The sequence below is a fragment of the Actinoalloteichus sp. GBA129-24 genome (assembly GCF_001941645.1).
Lineage (GTDB): Bacteria > Actinomycetota > Actinomycetes > Mycobacteriales > Pseudonocardiaceae > Actinoalloteichus_A > Actinoalloteichus_A fjordicus.
The window spans coordinates 6,791,100-6,812,153 of record NZ_CP016077.1 but is presented as its reverse complement, the minus strand read 5'-3'; the positions used below and the strand labels follow the sequence as shown (position 1 = coordinate 6,812,153).

General features: G+C 70.2%; 17 protein-coding genes. 10 read left to right on the top strand and 7 right to left on the bottom strand.

Annotated features, from left to right (window positions below; all coding sequences use genetic code 11):
• The first annotated feature begins 154 nt into the window (after positions 1-154).
• A complete protein-coding gene (locus UA75_RS29200) occupies positions 155-1,282 on the top strand; it encodes a CapA family protein (protein ID WP_157434685.1) in 1,128 nt (375 codons plus the stop codon).
• Between the two features lie 72 nt (positions 1,283-1,354).
• Here UA75_RS29200 and UA75_RS29195 read toward each other — a convergent pair whose 3' ends face one another.
• The 5 genes from UA75_RS29195 to UA75_RS29175 all read right to left on the bottom strand — a co-directional run bounded on the left by UA75_RS29195 (position 1,355) and on the right by UA75_RS29175 (position 7,507).
• Complete coding sequence (locus tag UA75_RS29195) at positions 1,355-3,016, bottom strand: DNA repair helicase XPB (protein ID WP_075742964.1); 1,662 nt, start codon at positions 3,014-3,016, stop codon at positions 1,355-1,357.
• An 837-nt stretch (positions 3,017-3,853) separates the two neighbouring features.
• Positions 3,854-4,696, bottom strand: a complete 843-nt coding sequence (locus tag UA75_RS29190; RefSeq protein WP_075742963.1) for an ABC transporter ATP-binding protein — start codon at positions 4,694-4,696, stop codon at positions 3,854-3,856.
• A gap of 1 nt (position 4,697) precedes the next feature.
• Complete coding sequence (locus tag UA75_RS29185) at positions 4,698-5,522, bottom strand: ABC transporter permease (RefSeq protein WP_232237532.1); 825 nt, start codon at positions 5,520-5,522, stop codon at positions 4,698-4,700.
• A 172-nt stretch (positions 5,523-5,694) separates the two neighbouring features.
• A complete protein-coding gene (locus UA75_RS29180; RefSeq protein WP_075742961.1) occupies positions 5,695-6,462 on the bottom strand; it encodes an ABC transporter permease in 768 nt (255 codons plus the stop codon).
• Between the two features lie 4 nt (positions 6,463-6,466).
• A complete protein-coding gene (locus UA75_RS29175; protein WP_075742960.1) occupies positions 6,467-7,507 on the bottom strand; it encodes an ABC transporter substrate-binding protein in 1,041 nt (346 codons plus the stop codon).
• A 532-nt stretch (positions 7,508-8,039) separates the two neighbouring features.
• Here UA75_RS29175 and UA75_RS29165 point away from each other — a divergent pair.
• From UA75_RS29165 to UA75_RS29150, 4 genes are read left to right on the top strand one after another with little or no spacing between them, the layout of a single operon-like run.
• Positions 8,040-11,405 carry a nitrate- and nitrite sensing domain-containing protein gene (locus UA75_RS29165; RefSeq protein ID WP_075742958.1) on the top strand — a complete coding sequence of 1,122 codons (3,366 nt, stop codon included), beginning with the start codon at positions 8,040-8,042 and terminating at the stop codon, positions 11,403-11,405.
• The gene (locus tag UA75_RS29160) at positions 11,402-11,824 is read left to right on the top strand and encodes a roadblock/LC7 domain-containing protein (protein WP_075742957.1); all 423 of its coding nucleotides are present in this window, start codon (positions 11,402-11,404) and stop codon (positions 11,822-11,824) included. Before UA75_RS29165 ends, UA75_RS29160 begins: the two co-directional genes overlap by 4 nt.
• A gap of 37 nt (positions 11,825-11,861) precedes the next feature.
• On the top strand, positions 11,862-12,488 hold the full coding sequence (locus tag UA75_RS29155) for a DUF742 domain-containing protein (RefSeq protein WP_075742956.1): 627 nt from the start codon (positions 11,862-11,864) through the stop codon (positions 12,486-12,488).
• Positions 12,469-13,080, top strand: a complete 612-nt coding sequence (locus UA75_RS29150; RefSeq protein ID WP_075742955.1) for a GTP-binding protein — start codon at positions 12,469-12,471, stop codon at positions 13,078-13,080. The genes UA75_RS29155 and UA75_RS29150 overlap by 20 nt, the downstream gene beginning before the upstream one ends.
• A 253-nt stretch (positions 13,081-13,333) precedes the next feature.
• Here the strand turns inward: UA75_RS29150 and UA75_RS29145 are convergent, their stop codons facing one another.
• Positions 13,334-15,625 (bottom strand): helicase-associated domain-containing protein, encoded by a 2,292-nt coding sequence (locus UA75_RS29145; protein WP_075744349.1) that lies wholly within the window; start codon positions 15,623-15,625, stop codon positions 13,334-13,336.
• 144 nt (positions 15,626-15,769) lie between these two features.
• Here UA75_RS29145 and UA75_RS29140 point away from each other — a divergent pair, with 144 nt between their 5' ends.
• From UA75_RS29140 to UA75_RS29120, 5 genes are all read left to right on the top strand, one after another.
• Entirely contained in the window at positions 15,770-15,955 is a 186-nt protein-coding gene (locus UA75_RS29140) for a hypothetical protein (RefSeq protein ID WP_075742954.1), read from the top strand.
• An 89-nt stretch (positions 15,956-16,044) separates the two neighbouring features.
• A complete protein-coding gene (locus UA75_RS29135) occupies positions 16,045-17,430 on the top strand; it encodes an NAD-dependent malic enzyme (protein ID WP_075744348.1) in 1,386 nt (461 codons plus the stop codon).
• A 91-nt stretch (positions 17,431-17,521) separates the two neighbouring features.
• Positions 17,522-18,145: a Uma2 family endonuclease gene (locus UA75_RS29130; RefSeq protein ID WP_232251132.1), complete on the top strand. Its 624-nt coding sequence runs from the start codon at positions 17,522-17,524 to the stop codon at positions 18,143-18,145.
• A gap of 213 nt (positions 18,146-18,358) precedes the next feature.
• Positions 18,359-18,829 carry a cyclic pyranopterin monophosphate synthase MoaC gene (gene moaC, locus UA75_RS29125; RefSeq protein WP_075742953.1) on the top strand — a complete coding sequence of 157 codons (471 nt, stop codon included), beginning with the start codon at positions 18,359-18,361 and terminating at the stop codon, positions 18,827-18,829.
• Positions 18,811-19,911 (top strand): molybdenum cofactor biosynthesis protein MoaE, encoded by a 1,101-nt coding sequence (locus UA75_RS29120; protein ID WP_075742952.1) that lies wholly within the window; start codon positions 18,811-18,813, stop codon positions 19,909-19,911. The genes moaC and UA75_RS29120 overlap by 19 nt, the downstream gene beginning before the upstream one ends.
• A 399-nt stretch (positions 19,912-20,310) precedes the next feature.
• Here the strand turns inward: UA75_RS29120 and UA75_RS29115 are convergent, their stop codons facing one another.
• Positions 20,311-20,991 (bottom strand): transglycosylase family protein, encoded by a 681-nt coding sequence (locus UA75_RS29115; protein WP_075742951.1) that lies wholly within the window; start codon positions 20,989-20,991, stop codon positions 20,311-20,313.
• Between the last annotated feature and the right edge of the window lie 63 nt (positions 20,992-21,054).

Here is a 21,054-nt window from a genome sequence, read left to right as displayed (position 1 = left end):
CGGCGTGGATCATGATAGTCGACTAGTCGATCTGGGCGATAGCCCGAATGGCCCTTCTGCTCGATTTGGGTGTTAGCGCTACTTTCAGTACATGTTTAGTGGCTTCGACGCTCGCGATCAACACTTTCGTGTGGCCACTGTGGTGGCCTTAGGCATGGTGGCGACGATGGCGGCCGGGTGCGTCGGGAGCCCGGTCGTGGCCACGCCGACGCGACCTGTGGGCGAGGCGCCCGGCGAGTCGGCACAGGAGTCGACATCGGACGCCGGGCCGCAGGACTCCTTCTCTCTGGTCGCGACCGGAGACGTCCTGATCCACCCCCCACTCACCGAACAGGCCGAGCTGGACGGTGCCGAGTCGGGCGGTGGACGGGACTTCGCCCCGTTGTTCGCCGGACTCGAACCGCTGCTGTCCGCCGCCGACGTGGGGTTATGTCACCTGGAGGTGCCGCTCGCGGCTCCAGAGGGCCCGTTCTTGGGCTGGCCGTTGTTCAGCGCGCCGCCCGAGGTCGCCGACGGCCTCGCCGCAGCGGGTTACGACGTCTGCACCACGGCGTCCAATCACACGGTGGATCAGGGGGAGGAGGGCGTCGTGCGCACCCTGGACCGGCTCGACGAGGTCGGCATCGATCAGACGGGCGCGGCCAGAACCGAGGAGGAGGCGACGACTCCGCTGGTCCGGGACGTCGACGGCGTGCAGGTCGGTCACGTGTCGCACACCTTCGGCTTCAACACCGGCACGAGCCTGCCGCCGGACAAGCCGTGGATGTCGAACCTGCTGGACGCCGACGAGATCCTGGCGGGCGCGCGGGCCGCCGAGGAGGCGGGCGCGGACGTGGTCGTCGCCAGCCTGCACTGGGGCGTGGAGTACCAGCACGAGCCGAGCGAGTCCCAGATCGAACTCGCCGAGCAGCTGGCGGGCGACCCGGCGATCGACCTGATCATCGGGCACCACGCCCACGTGGTGCAGCCCTTCGAGAAGATCGGGGACACCTGGGTCGCCTACGGGCTCGGCAACAGCGTGGCCCGGCATGCCGAGCCACGCGGCATCACCGAGGAGGGTGTGGCCGCCCACTTCACGTTCGAGCGGACTCCCGAGGACGACTGGGCCGTCGCGGAGGCGTCCTTCGTCCCGACGCTGGTCGATCTCGGACCGCCCGTCCGGCTGGTGGATCTCACCACCGCCGAGCCGAGCCCGGCCTACGACGCGGCCGCGACGCGGATCGAGGAGATCGTGCTCAGTCGGGGAGCGGCCGAGGACGGCCTGGTCCGTCACGACGGCTGACCGCCCGCCGCCCGCCGCTTCGGTCCGCGCCGCGCGGTCGTCGCCGGAGGTTCCCCGCCCGGTCCGCAGCCGTCAGGCGATGTCCGGCAGCGACGGCCCGAGCAGGTCGTCGGCGTCCACGATCCGATAGGCGTAGCCCTGCTCGGCGAGGAAGCGCTGCCGGTGTGCCGCGTAGTCGGTGTCCAGGGTGTCCCGCGAGATCACCGAGTAGAAGTGCGCCTGCCTGCCGTCCTCCTTCGGCCGCATGACCCGGCCGAGCCGCTGGGCCTCCTCCTGCCTCGAGCCGAACGTGCCGGAGACCTGAATAGCGACCGAGGCCTCGGGGAGGTCGATGGAGAAGTTGGCCACCTTGGACACGACCAGCGTGCGCAGCTCGCCCTTCCGGAACGCCTCGAACAGGGCCTCCCGCTCCTTGTTCTTGGTCGATCCCTGAATCACGGGCGCGTTCAACGCCTCGCCCAGCTCGTCGAGCTGATCGAGGTAGGCGCCGATGACCAGCGAGGGCTCGTCGGGATGCCGATCGAGGATCGCCTGCACGACCGGCACCTTGGTCCGCGCCGTGGCGCACACCTTGTAGCGCTCCTCCGGGTCCGCCGTGGCATAGGCCAGGCGCTCCGACTCGGTCAGCGTGACGCGGACCTCCGTGCAGTCGGCAGGCGCGATCCAGCCCTGCGCCTCGATGTCCTTCCACGGCGCGTCGTAGCGCTTCGGGCCGATCAGCGAGAAGACGTCGCCTTCGCGGCCGTCCTCTCGGACCAGGGTCGCGGTGAGCCCGAGCCTGCGACGGGACTGGAGGTCGGCGGTCATCCGGAAGACCGGCGCGGGCAGCAGGTGCACCTCGTCGTAGAGGACCAGGCCCCAGTCGCGGGAGTCGAACAGTTCCAGGTTCCGATACTCGCCCTTGGACTTGCGGGTGATCACCTGGTACGTGGCGATGGTGACCGGCCGGATCTCCTTGCGCTCCCCCGAGTACTCGCCGATCTCGTCCTCGGTCAGCGAGGTCCGCGCGATCAGCTCGCGCTTCCACTGCCTGCCCGCCACCGTGTTGGTGACCAGGATCAGCGTCGTGGCGCTTGCCTCGGCCATCGCCGCAGCGCCGACGAGCGTCTTGCCCGCTCCGCACGGCAGCACCACGACGCCCGATCCGCCCGCCCAGAAGGCGTCGACGGCCTGTCGCTGGTAGTCGCGAAGCTGCCAGCCGTCCTGGGCCAGCGAGATGGGATGGGCCTCGCCGTCGACGTAACCCGCGAGGTCCTCGGCGGGCCAGCCGATCTTGAGCAGGGCCTGCTTCAGCCTGCCGCGCTCGCTGGGATGCACGACGGTGACGTCGTCGTCGACCCGATCGCCGAGCATCGGAGCGATCTTCTTGTTCCGCAGGACCTCGGTGAGCACGGCTCGGTCGAGCGACTCCAGGACCAGGCCGTGCACCGGGCTGTTGACGAGCCGTAGCCTGCCGAACCGGCCCATCGTGTCGACGACGTCGACCAGCAGCGGCTGCGGAACGGGATACCGCGAGTATCGGACGAGGACGTCGACGACCTGCTCGGCGTCATGGCCCGCCGCCCTGGCGTTCCACAGCGCCAGCGGCGTGATCCGATACGTGTGCACGTGCTCCGGCGCGCGTTCCAACTCGGCGAAGGGCGCGATGGCGATCCGCGCGTCGTTCGATCGGGCGTGGTCGATCTCCAGCAGCAGCGTCTTGTCTGACTGGACGATCAGTGGGCCGTCGGTCACCGCGTTCGTGCTCCTTGCTCTGGCGGTCAGTGCGCTTGTCCAGTGTGCCTGTCCAGGCCCGTTCTTCCCGCTCGACTGTTCTCAGAGCCTGTCTTTGATCCCCGCTTTCCTGTTGCGCGGGGCAGGCAGCGGCGATCTGCGGCGTTGTCGTCGTCAGGAGACATGACTCCGTCATGTCTCCTGCTTCCGCCTGGCAGCTCATCCACGCTGATCCCCGCTCACGACTCCAGGGGGACCGAAGACAGGCTCTCAGGCCTGCTCCGCGTGGGGTCGGCCGCCTGCTCGCGGCGAGGGTGTCCGCAGGTGGCGGGCCGGTCCGAGTCCGGCCGTCGATCTCGATCCGTGCTCGGCCCGGCTGCCTCGCCCGAGTGTGCCAGGTGGCCACGCCGCCCGGAGCGTCCCAGCCGTGCGCCGAGCCGGGATCGGGCCTGGTCGACGTGCCGACGGCGCGCACGACGTCGGCTTCGAGGGCTGGGCCTGCCGACCGGTGTCGTGAATCGGAGCCGGGCGGCCGGTGTGCGTGACCGGGCCGGTCGCCGTGACGCCCGTGGCACCCGGTGGAGAGGCCCGTTCGTCGGCCGCGCAGGTGTGTGGTGCTGCGTCGAGGGACGCCCGCTACGGCGACGGACACTGCGATCCGTGTCACGTCGAGGCGCCGGGTCGGCGCGGCGAGGAATGCGAAGGCCCGGTGTGGCTGAGCACACCGGGCCTTCCTGCCTGGACGGCGGAGCACCCGCGCCTGGCCTGCGCGGACGACCGGCCCGGACCGTCACGACGTGTCGAGGAGCCTGCCGTGTCGAGCGGGCCGAACGGGCCTGCCGTGCTAGCCGCGTCGGGTCAGGACTTCGCCGCGACCACGGGCTCGACGTCGACCGAGTCGGCCGCGCCCTCGGCGTCCGCCACGACCGGCACGTTCTCGGGGCGGCGCAGCAGCCGCGCGACCTCGCCACGCAGCTCGATGAAGCGAGGGTCCTCCTTGGTGGTGATCTGATCCCGTTCCGGCGGGAGGTCGACCGGGAGGTCGGCGACCACCGACGCGGGCGCGGTGGACAGCACCAGGACCCGGTGCGCCAGGTACACGCTCTCGTCGATGTCGTGGGTGACCAGCAGCACCGTGGTGTCCTGTTCGCGCTGGACCTTCAACAGCAGGTCCTCCAGTTCGGCCCTGGTCTGGGCGTCCACCGAGGCGAAGGGCTCGTCCATCAGCAGCAGGGCGGGCCTGCACGCCAGTGCCCTGGCGATGGAGACCCGCTGCTGCATGCCGCCGGAGAGCTGCCGAGGGTACTTCGCCGCGGCGGCAGAGAGCCCGACGGCTTCGAGCGCCTCGGCGGCGCGCTCCTTGCGCTGTGCGGCCGGAATACCCCGGCTGCGCAGCGGGAACTCCACATTGCCCGCCACGGTCAGCCAGGGAAAGAGCGACCGGCTGTAGTCCTGGAACACGACGGCGAGGTCCTCGGGGACGCCGTTCACCGGGTCGTCCTGCAACCGCACCGTCCCTCGGCTGGGGCGGTGCAGCCCGGACACCGCGCGCAACAGCGTCGACTTGCCGCAGCCGGAAGGGCCGACGATGCAGACCAGTTCGCCGGTGTTCACCGTGAAGGAGAGGTCGTCGATGGCCGTGTAGCCCGCGTCGCCTCCATAGGTGTGACCGAGATCGGTCACCTGCAACATCGTCGTCATGTCACCCTCCTGTCCTGGCCAGGCTCGTGCCTGCGCCTTGCGCCTGCTGCCACCCCAGTACGCGGCGTTCCACCGCGAGGAGAACCGTGTTGAAGACGTAGCCGAGTACCCCGAGCAGGACGATCCACGCCCAGGTCTCGTCGAACCGGAACAGTCGTTGCGCGGCGATCAGCTGGTAACCGATGCCGTTGATCGCACCGACCAGCTCCGAGATGACCATCAGCACCAACGACAGTGACAGTGCGACCCGCAGCCCGGCGAAGATCTTGGGGCCTGCCGAGGGCAGCACGACCATGCCCATCCACTGCCAGTACGGGATGCGGAAGGACTTGGCCGTCTCGACCTTGGTCTTGTCCACTGCCTGCGCACCGTCGACGGCGTTGAGCAGCACGGGCCAGACGACGCCGAAGATGATCGTCGCCATCTGCATGGGCGTGCCGATCGAGAACAGGGCCAGGAACACCGGGACCAGCGCGGGCGAGGGAATCGCTCGCGCGAAGGAGAACAGCGGACCGACGTAGTCCATCGCGGTGCGCGACCGCCCGAGCACGAGGCCGAGCGACACCCCGATCACGCCCGCGACCAGCCAGGCGCTCAGCATCCGGACCACGCTGGGCACGATGTCGCCCAGCACGGTGTCACTGAGGAAGAGCTGGCCTGCGGGCCCGGAGAACCAGAGGCCGACCGCCGTCGCGCCGATCTCGGTCGGCGGCGGGAAGAAGACGCTCTCGCCGAGGCGGGCGGCGACCTCCCACACCAGGATGAGCCCGACGAAGACGACCCAGCGTTGGGCGAAGCCCTTGAGTGCGAGCGCCGACGCGGTCACCTGCTCACCTCCGCCTGCTGCGACGCCGACCATCGATGTGATGTCGGACTCGTGGGCGCCCTCATCGACCGGCCCTGCCTCTGCTCATCGCCGTCCCGGTCCGGCAGGCCTTCTCGAATCGTCGGAGAAGGCGAATTCGTGAATTGACGGTGAATTCCACTCTGCCCACGCCTCACCGGACGGCCTCGACGGTGTTGTCCCAGCCGAGCCAGCGTCGTTGGGCCCGCTCCAGCAGTTCATTCGTCAGATAGCCGACGGCGCCCGCGACCACGGTGCCCGCCAGGACGACGTCCATCCGACCCACGCTGGAACTCGCCTCGAGGATGAACACGCCGAGGCCTACCCTGCCGCCTGCGAGCAGTTCGGTACTGATGACCAGGATCAACGCGATGGAGGCCGCCACCCGGATGCCCGTCGCGATGAACGGCGCCGAGTTGGGCAGTGCCACCGTGGCCAGCGTGCGAAGCCTGCCCAGCCGGAACGACCGCGCGGTGTCGATCATCATCGAGTCCATCTCGTCCAGCGCGTAGATGGTGTTGAACATGATCGGCCAGATCGCGGCGTAGACCGCGAGAGCGATCTTCGTCTCCGGGCCGGTGCCCAGCAGGACCAGCGCCAGCGGGATCAACGCCACCGACGGGATGGGCCGCAGGAACTCGATGACCGAGCGAGTCGCGACCCGCACCGCCTTGACGCTGCCGAGCAGCAGTCCGGCGGGCACCGCGATGCCGACGGCGATGCCCATCGCGATCAGCCAGGCCAGCACGGTCGCGACGACGTGCATCAGGAAGCTCTGATCGACGAGCAGGCCGCCGAGCGTGGTGAGGACCACCGAGGGCGGGGGCAGATAGTACGAGGGGACCAGGCCGGACCGGCCGACGATCTCGCACAGGGCGAGAAAGCCGGCCAGCCCGACCAGGCCGCGAAGAACCGAACGCATCAGGTCAGTTTCGCGGCTGCGAGAGGATCATCGACTCGGCCTCGATCGGCTCGTCGATCAGTTCGTACTCCAGCATCAGGTTGGGGATGCGCTGCAGCCTGGACGCCTCCAGCGTCGTCGGCCAGCCGCCGAGGTTCAGCAGCGACGCGGTCTCCGGCTCGATGCTCGCGTACTCCTGAACCATCTGCTCGACGCGCTCGCGGTCGGAGCTGGCGACCTCCTGACCACGGGAGAAGGCGCGCTGGAAGGCCGCGACGGTCTGCGGGTTCTCCGCAGCCCACTCGTCCTTGGCCGCGAAGCCCGCGATCGGGATCTCCTCGGTGGGGCCGGAGGCGGCGTCGAAGACCGGCACCGCGCCGATCTCCAGCTCCGCGTTGGTGATGAAGGGCTCGGCCATCAGCGCCGCGTCGACCTGGCCCGAGTCCAGCGCCGCCGCCATGTCGGGGTAGCCCATCTCGACGAAGCTGACGTTGTCCGGGTCGAGGTCGTTGGCCCGCAGCACCGACTTGATGGTCACCTCGGCCAGGCTGCCCTGGCTGGTGACGCCGATGGTCCGGCCCATCAGGTCTTCCGGCTGGGTGAGCCCGCTGTCCGGGGTGGTCATGACCATCCAGGTGTTGGGCAGCGCGTAGTAGCTGTCGGCGACGAGCTTGATGTTGCCCAGTGCCGAATGCGCGGCGAAGATCGACACCCAGTTACCGAAGACGATGTCGAGTTCACCTGCCTCCAGACCGGGCATCGCCGCCGCGGCACCCTGAATGGACGTGAGCTCGATCTCGACGCCCTCTTCCTCGAAGAATCCGTCTTCGATGGCGATGTGCACAGAGGCGACATCGACGACCGGGAGTAGTCCCAGTCGGATGACCTCCTGCTCCACGACGCCGTTTCCGCCGTCGCCGCTGCTCTCCTCCTGACCAGCGGAACCATCGAGCAGTCCGCAGGCGCTGGTAGCGAACAGAGTTGCCGTCGCCATGATGGCGGTGGCGACTCTGGCGGGTCTGGCGAGTTTGGTGGCCGGCGCACCGGAGCCCACACGTGGGGCCATGCCCCCTCCTTAAGGAAGCCAACTCTATTGCTGAGTGGGGCCACCCTAAACGGCGGGAACAGCCTTAACAACCCGTGTGTGACCTGGTCTAAGTTACGATCTAGTACCGCCGAATGGGTGCATTTCCTTTACGGGCGGGGGACGCAATGGGTCGCGTTGTGTGAGTATAGTTTCGGCTGGCCGCCTGATGGGGTGGTCTGTTCGACCTTCCCGGCGGGCATGATCACGGCAGTCTGCTGAACTGACCAGGGAGCGTGATGGCGAGTCCGGTGGTGACGGCCAGGGCGAGGGCGGAGTCGATGACTTCGCTGTTCCAGGCCTTCGCTGTGATCGATGCGGGTCCGGCGAGTTCGACCGATGGTCGACCCGACCCGCGAGACGGCGGCTTGCGTCGAGAGTCCGATGCCGGGGACGCGGGGGCGTTCCTCCCCGGGCATCGGTCGGTCTCCGCGCCGTCGGGCACCAAGTCAAGGTCCGAGGTCGAACACTCGTTCGATTTCTCCGCCTGCCCGAGTTGGAGGGTCTGCTAGTCGTGGCACGCCCCGAAAAGCCTTCGCAGGGCAGAAAGCCCGCTCCGCTCGAACTGGAGAGCGAAGGAGTGGAAGACCGCCAGGAGACGGCGGCATCAAGTGAGGCCGCTGAGGCCTCCTCGCAGAGCAGTCAGGGGTCCGGCGGGACCCGCAGCGCCCGATGGCAGCTACGGAACTGGCGCCTGCGCACCAAGCTCGTCGCGGTTCTGCTGCTCCCGACGCTGGCCGCCCTCTTCTTAGGCCAGCTCCGAGTCTTCGACCAGATCGACGCGGCCGACGAGTACGCCCGCAACGTCCGGGGCTTCGACGTCGTCGAGCGCAGCACCGACCTGATCCACGAGCTCCAGCGCGAACGGGACGTCGCATCGTCCTACATCGCCAGGGGCAGGCAGGGCGGTGGTCAGCCGGTCGACGAGCAGGTCGTCCGGGTTGATCAGGACGTCCAACGGCTGCGGGACAGCCTCGGGCAGCTCGACGACTTCGACACCCAGGTGATCACCAGTCGCACCAGGGCGCTGGAGCGCCTCGGCGGCCTGGCGGGCCTGCGTGGCGCCGTCCGGGAGACGGAGTACTCCGAGACGGCGGCGATCAAGACCTACACGAGCATCATCCAGTTCCTGTTGCAGATGAACCGGGACATCGTCGCGTCGATCACCGACAGCGCCGTCAGCGCTCCAGCGAGGGCGACGGAGGCACTGGCCAGGGCCAAGGAGGAGATCGCTCAGCAACGGGCGACCCTGTTGGCCGCCGGGCATCGGGACGAGCTGCGGGAGATCCAGTTCCAGCAGCTCCAGGCCTCCAACGCGCAGTTCTCGGCGGCGGTCAACGAGTTCTACGCCATCGCCAGCCCGAGTGAGGCCAACCTCTACAGCGACACCGTCGCAGGCCCTGCGGTCGACGACGTGAACAGCATCAAGGGGATCACCCTGGTCCGGCACCAGAACGGCATCCCGCTGGGGCTGAACTCGGTGCTGTGGGACCAGTCGGCCAGCACCACGATCGGCCTGACTCGTGAGGTCGAGCTGGATCTCCAGGAAGACCTGCGGGCGCGCGGAGAGTCGCTGGCCGACCAGGCCAGTATGACCGCCTTCCGGGACGCGGCCCTGGTGTTGGGCTTCCTCGTCGGCGCGCTGGTGCTGATGCTGCTCGTCGCCCGGTCGATGCTGCGTCCGCTGCGGGTGCTGCGGAAGACGGCGCTGGAAGTGGCGCACGAGCGACTGCCCTCGGTCATCGCCCAGATGCGCGAGACCGAGAACGACATTCCCAAGGTCACCGTGCAAAGCGTCGACATCCACACTCGCGAGGAGATCGGCCAGCTCGCGCGGGCCTTCGACGCGGTGCACAACGAAGCCGTCCGGTTGGCGGCCGAGCAGGCCCTGCTTCGCGCCAACGTCAACGCGATGTTCGTCAACCTCTCCCGCCGCAGCCAGACCCTGGTGGAACGGCAGCTCGGCCTGATCGACCGGCTGGAGCGCGACGAGCAGGACCCCGATCAGCTCGCGAACCTGTTCGAGCTGGACCACCTCGCCACCCGGATGCGGCGTAACAGTGAGAACCTGCTGGTTCTCGCGGGCACCGAGACGACGCGGCGGATGGCGCGGCCGGTTCCGGTCACCGACATCCTCGGTGCCTCGGTCTCCGAGGTCGAGCAGTACGCCCGTGTCACGGTCTCGGCCACGCCGGAGCTGATGGTGCAGGGTCGAGCGGTCAACGACCTCGTCCACCTCATCGCCGAGCTGCTCGACAACGCCACCGCGTTGTCGGACCCGCAGACCAAGGTCACGGTGCGCACCGCGCACAGCAGGAAGAACGAGCTGATCATCGAGATCACGGACCGAGGCGTCGGCATGGCCGACGACGAGCTCGCCGAGGTCAACGAACGGCTTGCCAACCCGCCGAGGGTCGACGTCGGCGTCTCCCGCCGCATGGGCCTGTACGTGGTCGCACAGCTCGCCAAGCGACACGAGATCCGCGTCCGACTGCGCAGCGAGTACCTGGAGGGCGGCATCATCGCCCTGGTCGTGGTGCCGTCGATCCTGGTGGTGCGGCCGACCTCGCTGCGCGGCGGCGGCCAGACCGGCACGCAGGCACTGGCGGCGCCGAGGGAGAACCTCGCGCTGCCGACCGTGGTCAACGATCACGGCGGACCCGCCTCCGGGGCAGGCTCGCTGCCTGCACTGCCGTCGGTGGCGCCCGAGCCCGGCCCGATGGAGCCGTTCGGCGAGCAGCTGCCGAGCGACCCGGCATTGAGCGACATCGCCAGGGCCGACTCCACGGACTACTTCGGCTTCTACGGCGAATCGGCCGAGTCGGAGCTGCGCGGCGGTTACCGAGACCCCGCCGAGGACGAGCAGCCGCAGCAGGGCAGGCCCGCCGGGCGACCGGCTCCCGAGGACACGGCGTACTTCACCGCCGCCGACATGGACGAGGCCCAGGAACCGGACGAGGACGAGTGGGAGGCTCAGTTCCCGCAGCAGGACCACCCGCAGGCCGAGGCCGCCCCGCCGCAGAACGACCGTTCGCAGGGCGGCGTGTCGCGTGCGGCCATCGCGGACGGTCGCTCCTCGGAGGCGTCGAAGGCGCAGACCGACTTCGATGCGCCGACGGAGCGACTGCCGATCTACGAGGCCGTCCTGTCCCAGTGGTTCCAGGCGGGCGACGGCGGCACTCCGCAGGACCAGCCCGCCAACGGTGCCGGTGCTCAGGCGGCGCGGCAGAAGGGCGCCGCGTCCAAGAGTTCGGCCAGGAACACCCCGGCCCCGGCGGCTCCGTCGAGGAACGGCGTTCCCCCGACTGCCCCGCCGCAGGCTCCGCCCCGACGCGAGGCGGCCACCCCGCCGCCGGTCGCCTCCCGCAGGCGTCCGCAGGCCGCCCAGGAGGAGCAGGCACCCCAGCGGCAGGCGGCGCCCGGTGCCGGGCGTACCCCGCCGGTCGCGGACTCGCAGCCTCCCGCCACCCCGCCGCCGTCTCCCACTCGCCGCCAGCCGGTGCGGCCGGAGCGGCCTGCGGCGGCGCCGTCGGAGGGCCAGGGCTGGCATTCCGCAGGTGACGATGGTTGGGAGGCTGCCAAGACGGTGCTCGCTCAGACTCCGGAAGGCGTGACGCAGGCAGGCTTGCCAAAGCGCGTGCCGAAGGCCAAGTTGATGCCCGGCTCGGTCGCGCCGCAGACTAAGACGCAGCGGCAGGCCGCACCCGAGCAGTCGGATGCGCCTCCCCGGTCGGCAGAGATGATTCGAGGCAAGATGTCGAACTTCCAACAAGGACTGCGGAAGGGCAGGCACCACAGGGTTGACGCCCTGGCCGGTCCCGGTAGTTCCACAGATCCATCCCATCAGTCCGCTAGCCGCCACGACGAGGAGCAGGAGTGACCGCGTCCGCCCAGCAACCAGGTTCCTTCGGTTGGTTGATCACTGACTTCGTTCGTCGCGTACCTGGTGTCGCGCACGCCGTGGTCGTCTCAGCAGACGGCCTGCTCCTTGCCGGATCCCACGGGCTTCCCCGGGATCGTGCGGAGCAGCTCTCTGCCGTCGCCTCCGGGCTGATCAGCCTCACCCAGGGTGCTGCCCGCGTGTTCGAGGCAGGCGAGGTCGCACAGACGGTGGTGGAGATGGAACGGGGGTTCCTGTTCCTGATGTCCATCAGCGACGGCTCCTGCCTGTCCGTCTTGGCCGCGCCGAACTGTGACATCGGACTCGTCGCGTACGAGATGACCTTGCTGGTCGAGCGCGTCGGCCAGCAGCTCACGCCGGAGCTACGTGCTCAACTACAGGGTGTGATTCGCCGGTGAACCCACAGGCGCACTTACCTCGACGGAGTGATGGGCAATGACCTCTGGACCTGGTTTCGGCGACGGCCGTGCCGGCGAGTGGGCAGGCCAGCTCGACTTCGACGGCTTCTACGGTCGAGGGCGGGATGGTCAGAGCGACCCGGACGCCGACTACCTGATGGGCGGCGCCGATCGGGCGCTGTTCGGCGGGCCCGGCGCCGATCTGCTCGGGACGAGCATGTCCGGCGACTTCGACGACTTCTCCTCGGCTCCGGTCCAGGAGGTCGAGCAGAGCTGGCCCGAGTACGAGCCAGACGACGACAGCAGCCGGGATCCGCTGGTGGAGACCGGGTCGCTGGTCCGTCCCTATGCCAGGACAGGCGGCCGAACCCGGCCGGATTATGATCTCCCCATCGAGGCGTTGATCTCCACGAGTGACCGTGGTCGAGAGCGGAACTCGATGTCGCTGGCCGAACACCGTTCCATCTGCGGTCTGTGCATCGAAACCCGTTCTGTCGCCGAGATCGCGGCGCATCTGCGTCTTCCTCTCGGCGTGGTTCGTGTGCTGATCGGCGACATGGCCAGTCTCGGCTTGGTTCTCGTCCACAACAGCGGTCTTGTGATGGGGGACGGGCCGTCACTCGCGTTCCTGGAAAGGGTGCTCAGTGGGCTTCGCAGGCTCTGAACCCCAGCGGACTCCGGCCGCCAGCAAGCACGCCACCACGTCGACGAAGATCGTCGTGGCGGGTGGCTTCGGGGTTGGTAAGACGACGTTCGTCGGCTCGGTCTCCGAGATCGTGCCGCTGACCACCGAGGCGGTGATGACCGAGGCCAGTGTGGGTGTCGACGACCTGAGCGCCACCCCTGGCAAGGTCACCACCACGGTGGCGATGGACTTCGGTCGTGTCTCGCTGGACAGCGACCTGATCCTTTATCTGTTCGGCACGCCCGGCCAGCACAGGTTCTGGTTCATGTGGGACGACTTGGTGAAGGGTGCGATCGGCGCCGTCGTGCTGGTGGACAGCAGAAGACTGGCCGACGCCTTCGCCTCGATCGACTTCTTCGACGACCGTGAGCTGCCGTACGTCGTGGCGTTGAACTGCTTCGACGGCGTGCTGCATCACCGGATCGAGGACGTCCGTGAGGCGTTGACGATCGATGAGAGCGTGCCGATCGTGGTGTGCGACGCACGGAATCGGGACTCGACCAAGCAGGCGTTGATCACGCTGGTCGAGCACGCGATGCGGCAGTGGATGGCGGTTCGCGCCACCGGATGACGATCGCAGGCCGGCGTGACGCCTGCTCCGCTCGTCGGAGCCGCCGTCACGCCGGCCCGCGCAGTGCCGAGGCGGTCCGCCGCTCGGGTCCACCCGGCTCGGGGCGACCCGGCTGGGGGCGGCGAGCCGCGCAGCCGGGACTGGCGTCCTCCCGGCCTTCGGGCCGTGCGTTCGTCGAGACGATCGGCGGGCGACGCACGATCGCCCAGCCTGATGCGGCCGACAGCCGCCACTGCGGCGGCGTGACACGGCCTCAGTCTGCGGCGCCCGCCGCGTCCGCCGAGCCTTCGACGAGGGCCGCCGTGCTGATGCGATGCAGCGGATAGCGCTGCACGGCTCCCACGCTCTGATCGAAGCCCTCCAGGAACCCGCCGCTGATGCTCACCGGATCGACGATCCGCTGGGTCGCGACGCCGTGTGAGTCGACGAAGCCGATCCACAGCCGGTGCCGGGAACTCACCGCGTCCTGCAACAGCGTGAAGGTCGGCGAGATCCGATGCCCCTCGGATGCGGTCGAGGCCGAGGCGCCACGCCGCACGCCCGAGGTCCGATCCCCGATCCGAATCCCGGTGACCACCTCGGCGAGGCGCTCCTCGTCGATCGGACCCGGCGACACGACCCGGCGGCCGGTCCCGGCGCGTCGGGAGAGCCTGCGGCCCGCCGGGCGTAGATCCAGCAGCCGCCCGTCCAGTCCCTCGGCCACCGGAGCCAGTCCCGCTCCGCGCAGACCGTCCAGCAGTTCGGCCAGCGGCAGCGGGCTCACCAGCACCGTCGGCGCGAGACGTCGCAGCTCGAACTGCGCGGCCTCCGGCCTGCCGAGCACCTCGGTGAGCAGCACCGGATCCTCGCAGCGCAGGAACGAGCCCGCCGAGCCGCCACGCAGCCTGCCGTGTCTGCGAGCCACGTCGTCGATCAGATAGGTCAACGACTGCGGAATCGGCGTTCTGGAGCGTTCCGCGAACAGATCGTGCAGTTCGGTGGCGCTGCGGCCCGCATCGAGCGCGCGTCGCACGCTTGCCTCGCCGACCCGGTACACGGTGGCGCTGCCCGCCGACTCCACGTCGGCGACCAGTGCCATGTCCGAGGCGAGGTCGGACTCCAGCGGGCCCGGCGCGATCACTGTCAGATCGGCCTGCACCAGGATGTGGTCCAGTGGCGGGGGCATCGCCGCGCCCATCAGTCTGGCCGCCTCCGCCTGCCCGTCGGAGAGCAGCGCCCGCCCTGCGGAGGAGAGCCTGCCCAACGCGCTGACGCCGACGGCCGCGGCCTCGCTGAGCGTCCACCGGACCTGCTCGTCTCGTAAGCGACCGCCCTGCCTGGGCGCCCGCCAGGCGAGCAGCTCGACGAGTGAGTCGTCGGACCGCAGGGCGGTGTTCGCGGGAAGCGTCCCCAGCTCGTCGAGGGCCCGCCTGCGGGCCAGCGGCGCACGAGGCCTGCGCAGCTCCTCGGCGAGCACCGAGAGCAGCCGCTCCCGGTCGTCCCGGCTGCCCGCCAGCGCGGGGAGCCGGGGCATGTCGAGCCAGGCGAGCGCCAGCGTGGCCCAGCGCTGCTCGGAGTGGGAGGCCGTCCAGGTGTCGGCGGCGACGGTGAGCAGCCAGTGCGGCTCCGTGTCGTCGCTCGCGGCGACGAGGCCTGCGGCGACCACCAGTTCGATGATCAAGGTGGCACGCGGCTCGGTGCACTCCAGGGCGCGGGCCGCTCGCCGCAGCTCGCGGACGCCGAGGCCGCCCGAGCGCAGCACCGGCGGCGGCTCGGTCGACCACAGGCGCAACAGCGTCTCGACATGGCGACACAGCTCCAGGGCCTCGCCCGCCGCAGCGGCGTCGGAGTCGGCGGCGCTGCGGCGCACCGTGTCGAGTTCCGGCTCGTCCAGTCGGACCGGGCCGAGGGGGTGCTCGCCACGCAGCAGGAGGCCGAGTTGCCTGGGCAGCTCCACCGTCTCGGCGTCGCGGCGCAGCAGCAGCCCGGCGGCCAGTAGCCGCTGGACCGGGGTGCGTGCCCGGTCGGGCGGCACCATCGTTCCGGCGTCCTTCGTCTGGCCCACCGGTGCCCCGGCGGCCAGGGCCTCCAACAGCCTGCGTTCTGCCTCGGACAGGCCCGCCACGACGGCGGGGAGGTCCTGGCGGTCCAGGTGTGGAGCAGACCTGCCCAGCCCGGCGGGGAACGGGCCGATCACCTCGCGTGCGGTCGGGACCACCGACAGCGTCGGGTCGGCTCCCCAGGCCAGCGCCCTGGCCCGCAGGACTGCCAGCCCCTCCCGGACCCGGTCCGCGGAGACTCCGCCGCCGAACAGCTCGAGGATCGACTTCTCCGGAACGGGCTGCTGGTCGGCGTCCGCGACGAGCAGCGCCTCCAGCACCGCGAGGCTGAAGGTGTCGAGTTCCTCGCAGGCTCGGGCCACGGAGATCCCGATGCCCGCGCGGGTGGCGAGGACCGTCGTGTCGGGCGGAGCCGGGGTGGCCAGGTCCGGTCGGGCGCGCAGCAGTGCGGCGAGCATCGAGTCGTCCTGGTCACGCAACCAGTCGGCCAGTGAGGTGCCGGGCATCCTCACCACGATACTTCGCGATGCGGCAGACTGAGGGGAGTCCTTTCCGACACTCCGCCCGGGCACGCCGCCGAGGCGGGGCCATGCCATGCGGATGCGTGCGGCAGGTCGGTGAGGTCGTCGGATCGAATCTCAGGAGGAGCCGTGGCCAAGGCAGCCCGTAAGGACCGCATCGACCCGAGCTGGCCGCAGGTGCCCGAGGGCGGGCATGCGGTGTCCGAGCTGAGGGCGGCGACGGCCGGAGCGCCGTCCCCCTTCGGCGAGACCGAGTTTCCGCTGGCTGAGGGCGCGGTGCACTACGAGCACCCGGTCACGGTGATCAACAGGTAGTTCGTCTCCACCGGCCGGGCTGTGGGCGCCGGGAATCGTCTGGTTAGGCTGTTCCCCCTGCTAGAACAGCGTTGACCAGGGAGGTCGTCATGCCGGTTCCCGGCCCCGGCTATGCCATCACGGTGCGCGTCGAGACCCCGCCGTCGTCCAGCGCGGCGGGTGACCTCACCAGCGCCGTCGGCCGGGTCGGCGGTGTGATCACCGCGCTGGACGTCGTCGAGTCGCACACCGACCGAGTCGTCATCGACATCACCTGCAACACCCTGTCGGCGGAGCACGTCACCGACATCACCTCCACGCTGGACGCGCTGCCCGGCGTCGCCGTGCGCAAGGTCTCCGACCGGACCTTCCTGATGCACCTCGGCGGCAAGCTGGAGGTGCGTTCGAAGGTCGCGCTGCGCAACCGAGACGACCTGTCCCGTGCCTACACGCCGGGCGTCGCCCGGATCTGCCAGGCCATCGCCGCCAATCCCGACGACGCCCGCAGGCTGACGATCAAGCGCAACACCGTCGCCGTGGTCACCGACGGCTCGGCGGTGCTGGGCCTGGGCAACATCGGTCCGGCGGCCGCGCTGCCCGTGATGGAGGGCAAGGCGGCGCTGTTCAAGAAGTTCGCCGACGTCGACGCCTGGCCGGTCTGCCTGGACACCCAGGACACCGAGGAGATCATCCGCACGGTGGAGCTGCTCGCTCCCGTGTACGGCGGCATCAACCTGGAGGACATCGCCGCGCCGAGGTGCTTCGAGATCGAGCGCAGGCTGCGCGAGAAGCTCGACATCCCCGTCTTCCACGACGACCAGCACGGCACGGCCATCGTCGTGCTGGGAGCCCTGCGCAACGCGCTGCGGGTCGTCGGCAAAGACCTCGGCGACTGCCGGGTGGTGGTCTGCGGCGTCGGAGCGGCGGGTTCGGCGATCATCCGGCTGCTCCTGCGGGACAAGCCGGGCGACGTGCTCGCGGTGGACATCGACGGCATTGTGCATCCGGAGCGGGAGGGGCTGGGCGACCACCTGCAGTGGATCGCCGAGCACACCAACACGGAGAACCGCAGCGGCTCGCTGCATGACGCGCTCGTCGGCGCCGACGTGTTCATCGGGGTGTCGGCACCGAACCTGTTCGGCGCGGAGCAGGTCGCGACGATGGCGGACTCGGCGATCGTCTTCGCCCTGGCCAACCCGGACCCGGAGATCGACCCGCTGGAGGCCCAGCAACACGCCGCCGTGGTGGCCACCGGCCGCAGCGACTACCCGAACCAGATCAACAACGTGCTGGCCTTCCCCGGCTTCTTCCGAGGGATGCTCGACGCCCAGGCACACAGCATCACCGACTCGATGCTGCTGGCCGCCGCCGACGCCATCGCCGACGTGGCCGACGGGGAGCGCCTGAACGCCTCCTTCATCGTGCCCAGCGTCTTCGACACGACGGTGGCCCCTGCGGTGGCCGAGGCGGTGCGGCGGGCGGCCGAGGAGGGCTGAGGGCGGACACCGGGGCGGGGCGATGCCGTCCCGCCCCGGCCGGTTCGCTGCTGGGTGACTCATTAGTGGGAGCGGCTGCTCTGTCATGCTCGTGACCGTGCTGAACCGGGTGCAGAACGGCTGCCATGGGCTTCCGGCAGACGGGATCGCGGACCAGCCGCTGACCGTCGACGACCTTCGAACGCTGTCGGACGACGGCGGCCGGTACGAGCTCGTCGACGGGCGGCTGGAGATGTCGCGGGCACCAGTCACCACACATTCGCTCATCGAGTCTCGATTGATGTTTCAGCTGGGGAGGCTCGCTCCTGACGAGCATGCGGTCCTCCGCGGCCTGGGGATCGACCTCAACGCCGATCGGACCCACCACCGCATCCCGGATCTGTCGGTGATTCGAGCGGACGACCTCGAGCACCCCGGTCTGACCCGTCCGCCGCTGCTCGCCGTCGAGGTCGTCTCGCCGGAGAGCGTGTTCCGAGACCATCACACCAAGCGCGTCGAGTACGCCCGGTTCGGCATCGAGTCCTACTGGATCGTGAGTCCCGACCCGGAGAAGCCCGGGATCGTGGAGCTTCGGCTGGCGGACGGCGGCTATCACGAGATCGCCCAGGTCTTCGGCACGGACGTCTTCGAGACCGACACGCCCTTCCCCATCCGGCTCGTCCCGCACTGGCTCGTGGCGACGGGACCGTGGCGGAAGCACATCGGCGGCGACTGACAGCCCGCAGGAGACACCGCCTGCCTCCTCCTTCGGGAGAAGGCCGACGCCTGCTGTTCGACGCCGTCTCATCGACGCCCGCCGGGTCGGCCCGTCGGCCGTGAGTCGTCGGAGCCCGGGCCGCCTGCGGCATCCGCCTCGTGGCGGGCTGTTCCGGTCCGCCACCGCCCTGCGGGCACGAGCACCCGACCAGCCCGCCTAGCATCACCGGGCATGGAGCTACCGCATCTGGATCGTGGCGGCGCGGCCCGCATGGTCGACGTCTCCGCCAAGGAGGTCTCCGCCAGGACCGCCACCGCCACCGGAGTGCTGCGCACCACCGAGGCGGTGGTGGACCTGCTCGCCAGCGGCACCCTGCCCAAGGGCGACGCGCTCGCCACCGCGCGCATCGCCGGGATCATGGGCGCCAAACGCACGCCGGACCTCGTTCCGCTCTGCCATCCGATCGCCCTGTCCGGGGTGACCGTGGAGCTGCAGCCTGCGGGTGTCGAGGTGCGCATCAGCGCGACGGTCCGCACCACGGACCGCACCGGAGTCGAGATGGAGGCCCTGACCGCCGTCGCCGTCGCGGGACTCGCCCTGCACGACATGATCAAGGCGGTCGACCCGGCCGCGGTGCTGGACCAGATCCGGGTGGAGCGCAAGGACGGCGGGAAGACGGGGACATGGACCAGACCGGAGTGACGGGCGAGACCAGGCAGGCCAGGGTGATCACCGCGTCCAACCGCGCGGCTGCGGGCGTGTACGCCGACACCACCGGGCCGATCATCGTGGCCTGGCTGCGCGAGCGGTCTTTCGAGACGCCGGACGCGGCGGTCGTGCCCGACGGTGCGCCGGTGGGTGCACAGATCCGGGCTGCCGTCGCGGCGGGCGTGGCGGTGGTCGTGACGACCGGCGGCACCGGCATCAGCCCCACCGACCGCACCCCCGAGGTCACCGGTGAACTGCTGGACTACGAGGTGCCCGGCGTAGCGGACGCGATCCGGTCGGCCGGGCTGCCCGCCGTGCCCACCGCCGTGCTCTCCCGGGGCGTGGTCGGGGTCGCGGGCCGGACGCTGATCGTCAACCTGCCCGGGTCGCGGGGCGGTGTTCGCGACGGGCTGGGCGTGCTGGCGGGTGTGCTCGACCACGCCGTGGACCAGCTCCGGGGCGGCGATCATCCGCAACCGGGACGGGCGGCGGGCGCGGCGTCGATCGTCGCGGGCACTGCTGCGGGAGACCAGGGGCCTGCTGCTCCTGCGGGGTCGGCCACGGCCGGGGGAGACCCGGCAGCGGCGGAGACCGTCGATGCAGGCTCCGCCGGACCGGTCGAACCCTCAGCCGCGCAGAAGCCGGGCGGGAACGTGCTGGTGGTGCGCGCCGAGGTCGTTGACGAGGACCTGGCCGCCGTCGATCACGAGGCCCTGGTGGGCGATGCCGCAGCGGGGGCGGTGGTGGGCTTCCGGGGCGTCGTGCGTGATCACGACGGCGGTCGGGGCGTGCGCGAACTGGAGTACGTGGGGCATCCGAGCGCTCCCGACACGGTGGGCCAGGTGGCGGCCGACGTGGCCGCCAGACATCCGGGTCTGCGGGCGATTGCCGTGACGCACCGGCTGGGCCTGTTGGGGATCGGCGACCTCGCCCTGGTCTGTGCGGTCTCGGCCGCGCATCGCGCCGAGGCGTTCACGGCCTGCGCCGATCTGGTCGACGAGATCAAGGCACGGCTGCCGATCTGGAAACGCCAGGTCTTCGTCGACGGCGAGGAGGAGTGGGTCGACTGCCCATGAGGCGGCCAGCGGGCGGCCAGGGGCGTGGTGACGGTGACGGGCTGCTGCACGGTCCGGCGTCGCGATGGCGCGCGGCAGGCGGAGCGGCTCGGTCACGATGCGACTCTACCGCCGTCGATCCGGCCTGCCTAGGTTCCGATGATCATCGATGCCGTTCGCCGCAGGTTCTGCGGTTCACGGCCGTGGCGAGGTCTGCTCGACGCTCGGCCGGTCGGGGAGACGGCTCTCGTCGAGACCGTGTGGGGCGGCGCGCCCCGCCGATGACGGGTGCTGACGCGGAGCCCTGATCGACTCGGGCGCGGGTGGCTGCTCGTCGGGTCCGGCCGTCGTCGTGACGGCCGAATCGGGCCCGCTCCCCGCCCCCCGGGGGATGGCGGCGGGGAGCGGACCCGGCAGGGATCACCCCACCAGGAGCTTCTGACCGGTGAAGATCAGATCCGGGTTGGCGACGACCTCTGCGTTCGCCTCGTGCAGCGACTGCCAGTCGGTGCCGTTCTCGTTCGCGATCTTGGACAGGGTGTCGCCTGCCTCGACCGTGTAGTCGCCCTCCGGGTGATCCAGGATCGGGCCGACGTGGCTCGGCGCCTGCTCCTGAACCTCCTGCGGGGCGGGCTGCGGCTCCGGCTCGGGCGCCGCGCTCTGCTCCGGAGCGGCCTCCGGGGCAGCCGGGGCGGGTGCCGCAGGCTGCGGAGCGGGCTCTTCCGTTCCGCCGCCGAGGTGCCAGCCCGTCTTGGCGCTGCATGCGGGCCATGCGCCCGGTCCCTGCTCGGCCAGGACCCGCTCTGCCACGGCGATCTGCTGCTCGCGGGTTGCCTGGTGTGCGTTGGGTGCGTACTCGGTGCCGCCGAAGGCGGCCCAGGTCTGCGGGTGGAACTGGAGTCCACCGCTGTAACCGTTTCCGGTGTTGATGGCCCAGTCGCCGGTGCTCTCGCACTGCGCGAGCGCGTCCCAGTCGGGCGCCGCGACGGCTGGTGTGGCCATTGCCAGGGGGGCGCCGACGAAGGCGCCTGCGACTGCGATTCGGGTGATGGTGCGGCTAGTGCTGGAAGGCTTGCGGTGCTTGCCTTGGTAGCGAGCCATGTCCCTCTCTCCCACCGCGCCGACTCCGTCCCCGCTTGCGCGGGGCCCCGATCGCCGTCGTCC

Coding starts and splice junctions, on each gene's coding strand:
- moaC (WP_075742953.1), top strand. CDS start 18,359: ATGGAGCTACCGCATCTGGATCGTGGCGGCGCGGCCCGCATGGTCGAC.
- UA75_RS29145 (WP_075744349.1), bottom strand. CDS start 15,625: ATGCCCGGCACCTCACTGGCCGACTGGTTGCGTGACCAGGACGACTCG.
- UA75_RS29175 (WP_075742960.1), bottom strand. CDS start 7,507: ATGGCCCCACGTGTGGGCTCCGGTGCGCCGGCCACCAAACTCGCCAGA.
- UA75_RS29120 (WP_075742952.1), top strand. CDS start 18,811: ATGGACCAGACCGGAGTGACGGGCGAGACCAGGCAGGCCAGGGTGATC.
- UA75_RS29190 (WP_075742963.1), bottom strand. CDS start 4,696: ATGACGACGATGTTGCAGGTGACCGATCTCGGTCACACCTATGGAGGC.
- UA75_RS29155 (WP_075742956.1), top strand. CDS start 11,862: ATGACCTCTGGACCTGGTTTCGGCGACGGCCGTGCCGGCGAGTGGGCA.
- UA75_RS29115 (WP_075742951.1), bottom strand. CDS start 20,991: ATGGCTCGCTACCAAGGCAAGCACCGCAAGCCTTCCAGCACTAGCCGC.
- UA75_RS29135 (WP_075744348.1), top strand. CDS start 16,045: ATGCCGGTTCCCGGCCCCGGCTATGCCATCACGGTGCGCGTCGAGACC.
- UA75_RS29200 (WP_157434685.1), top strand. CDS start 155: ATGGTGGCGACGATGGCGGCCGGGTGCGTCGGGAGCCCGGTCGTGGCC.
- UA75_RS29180 (WP_075742961.1), bottom strand. CDS start 6,462: ATGCGTTCGGTTCTTCGCGGCCTGGTCGGGCTGGCCGGCTTTCTCGCC.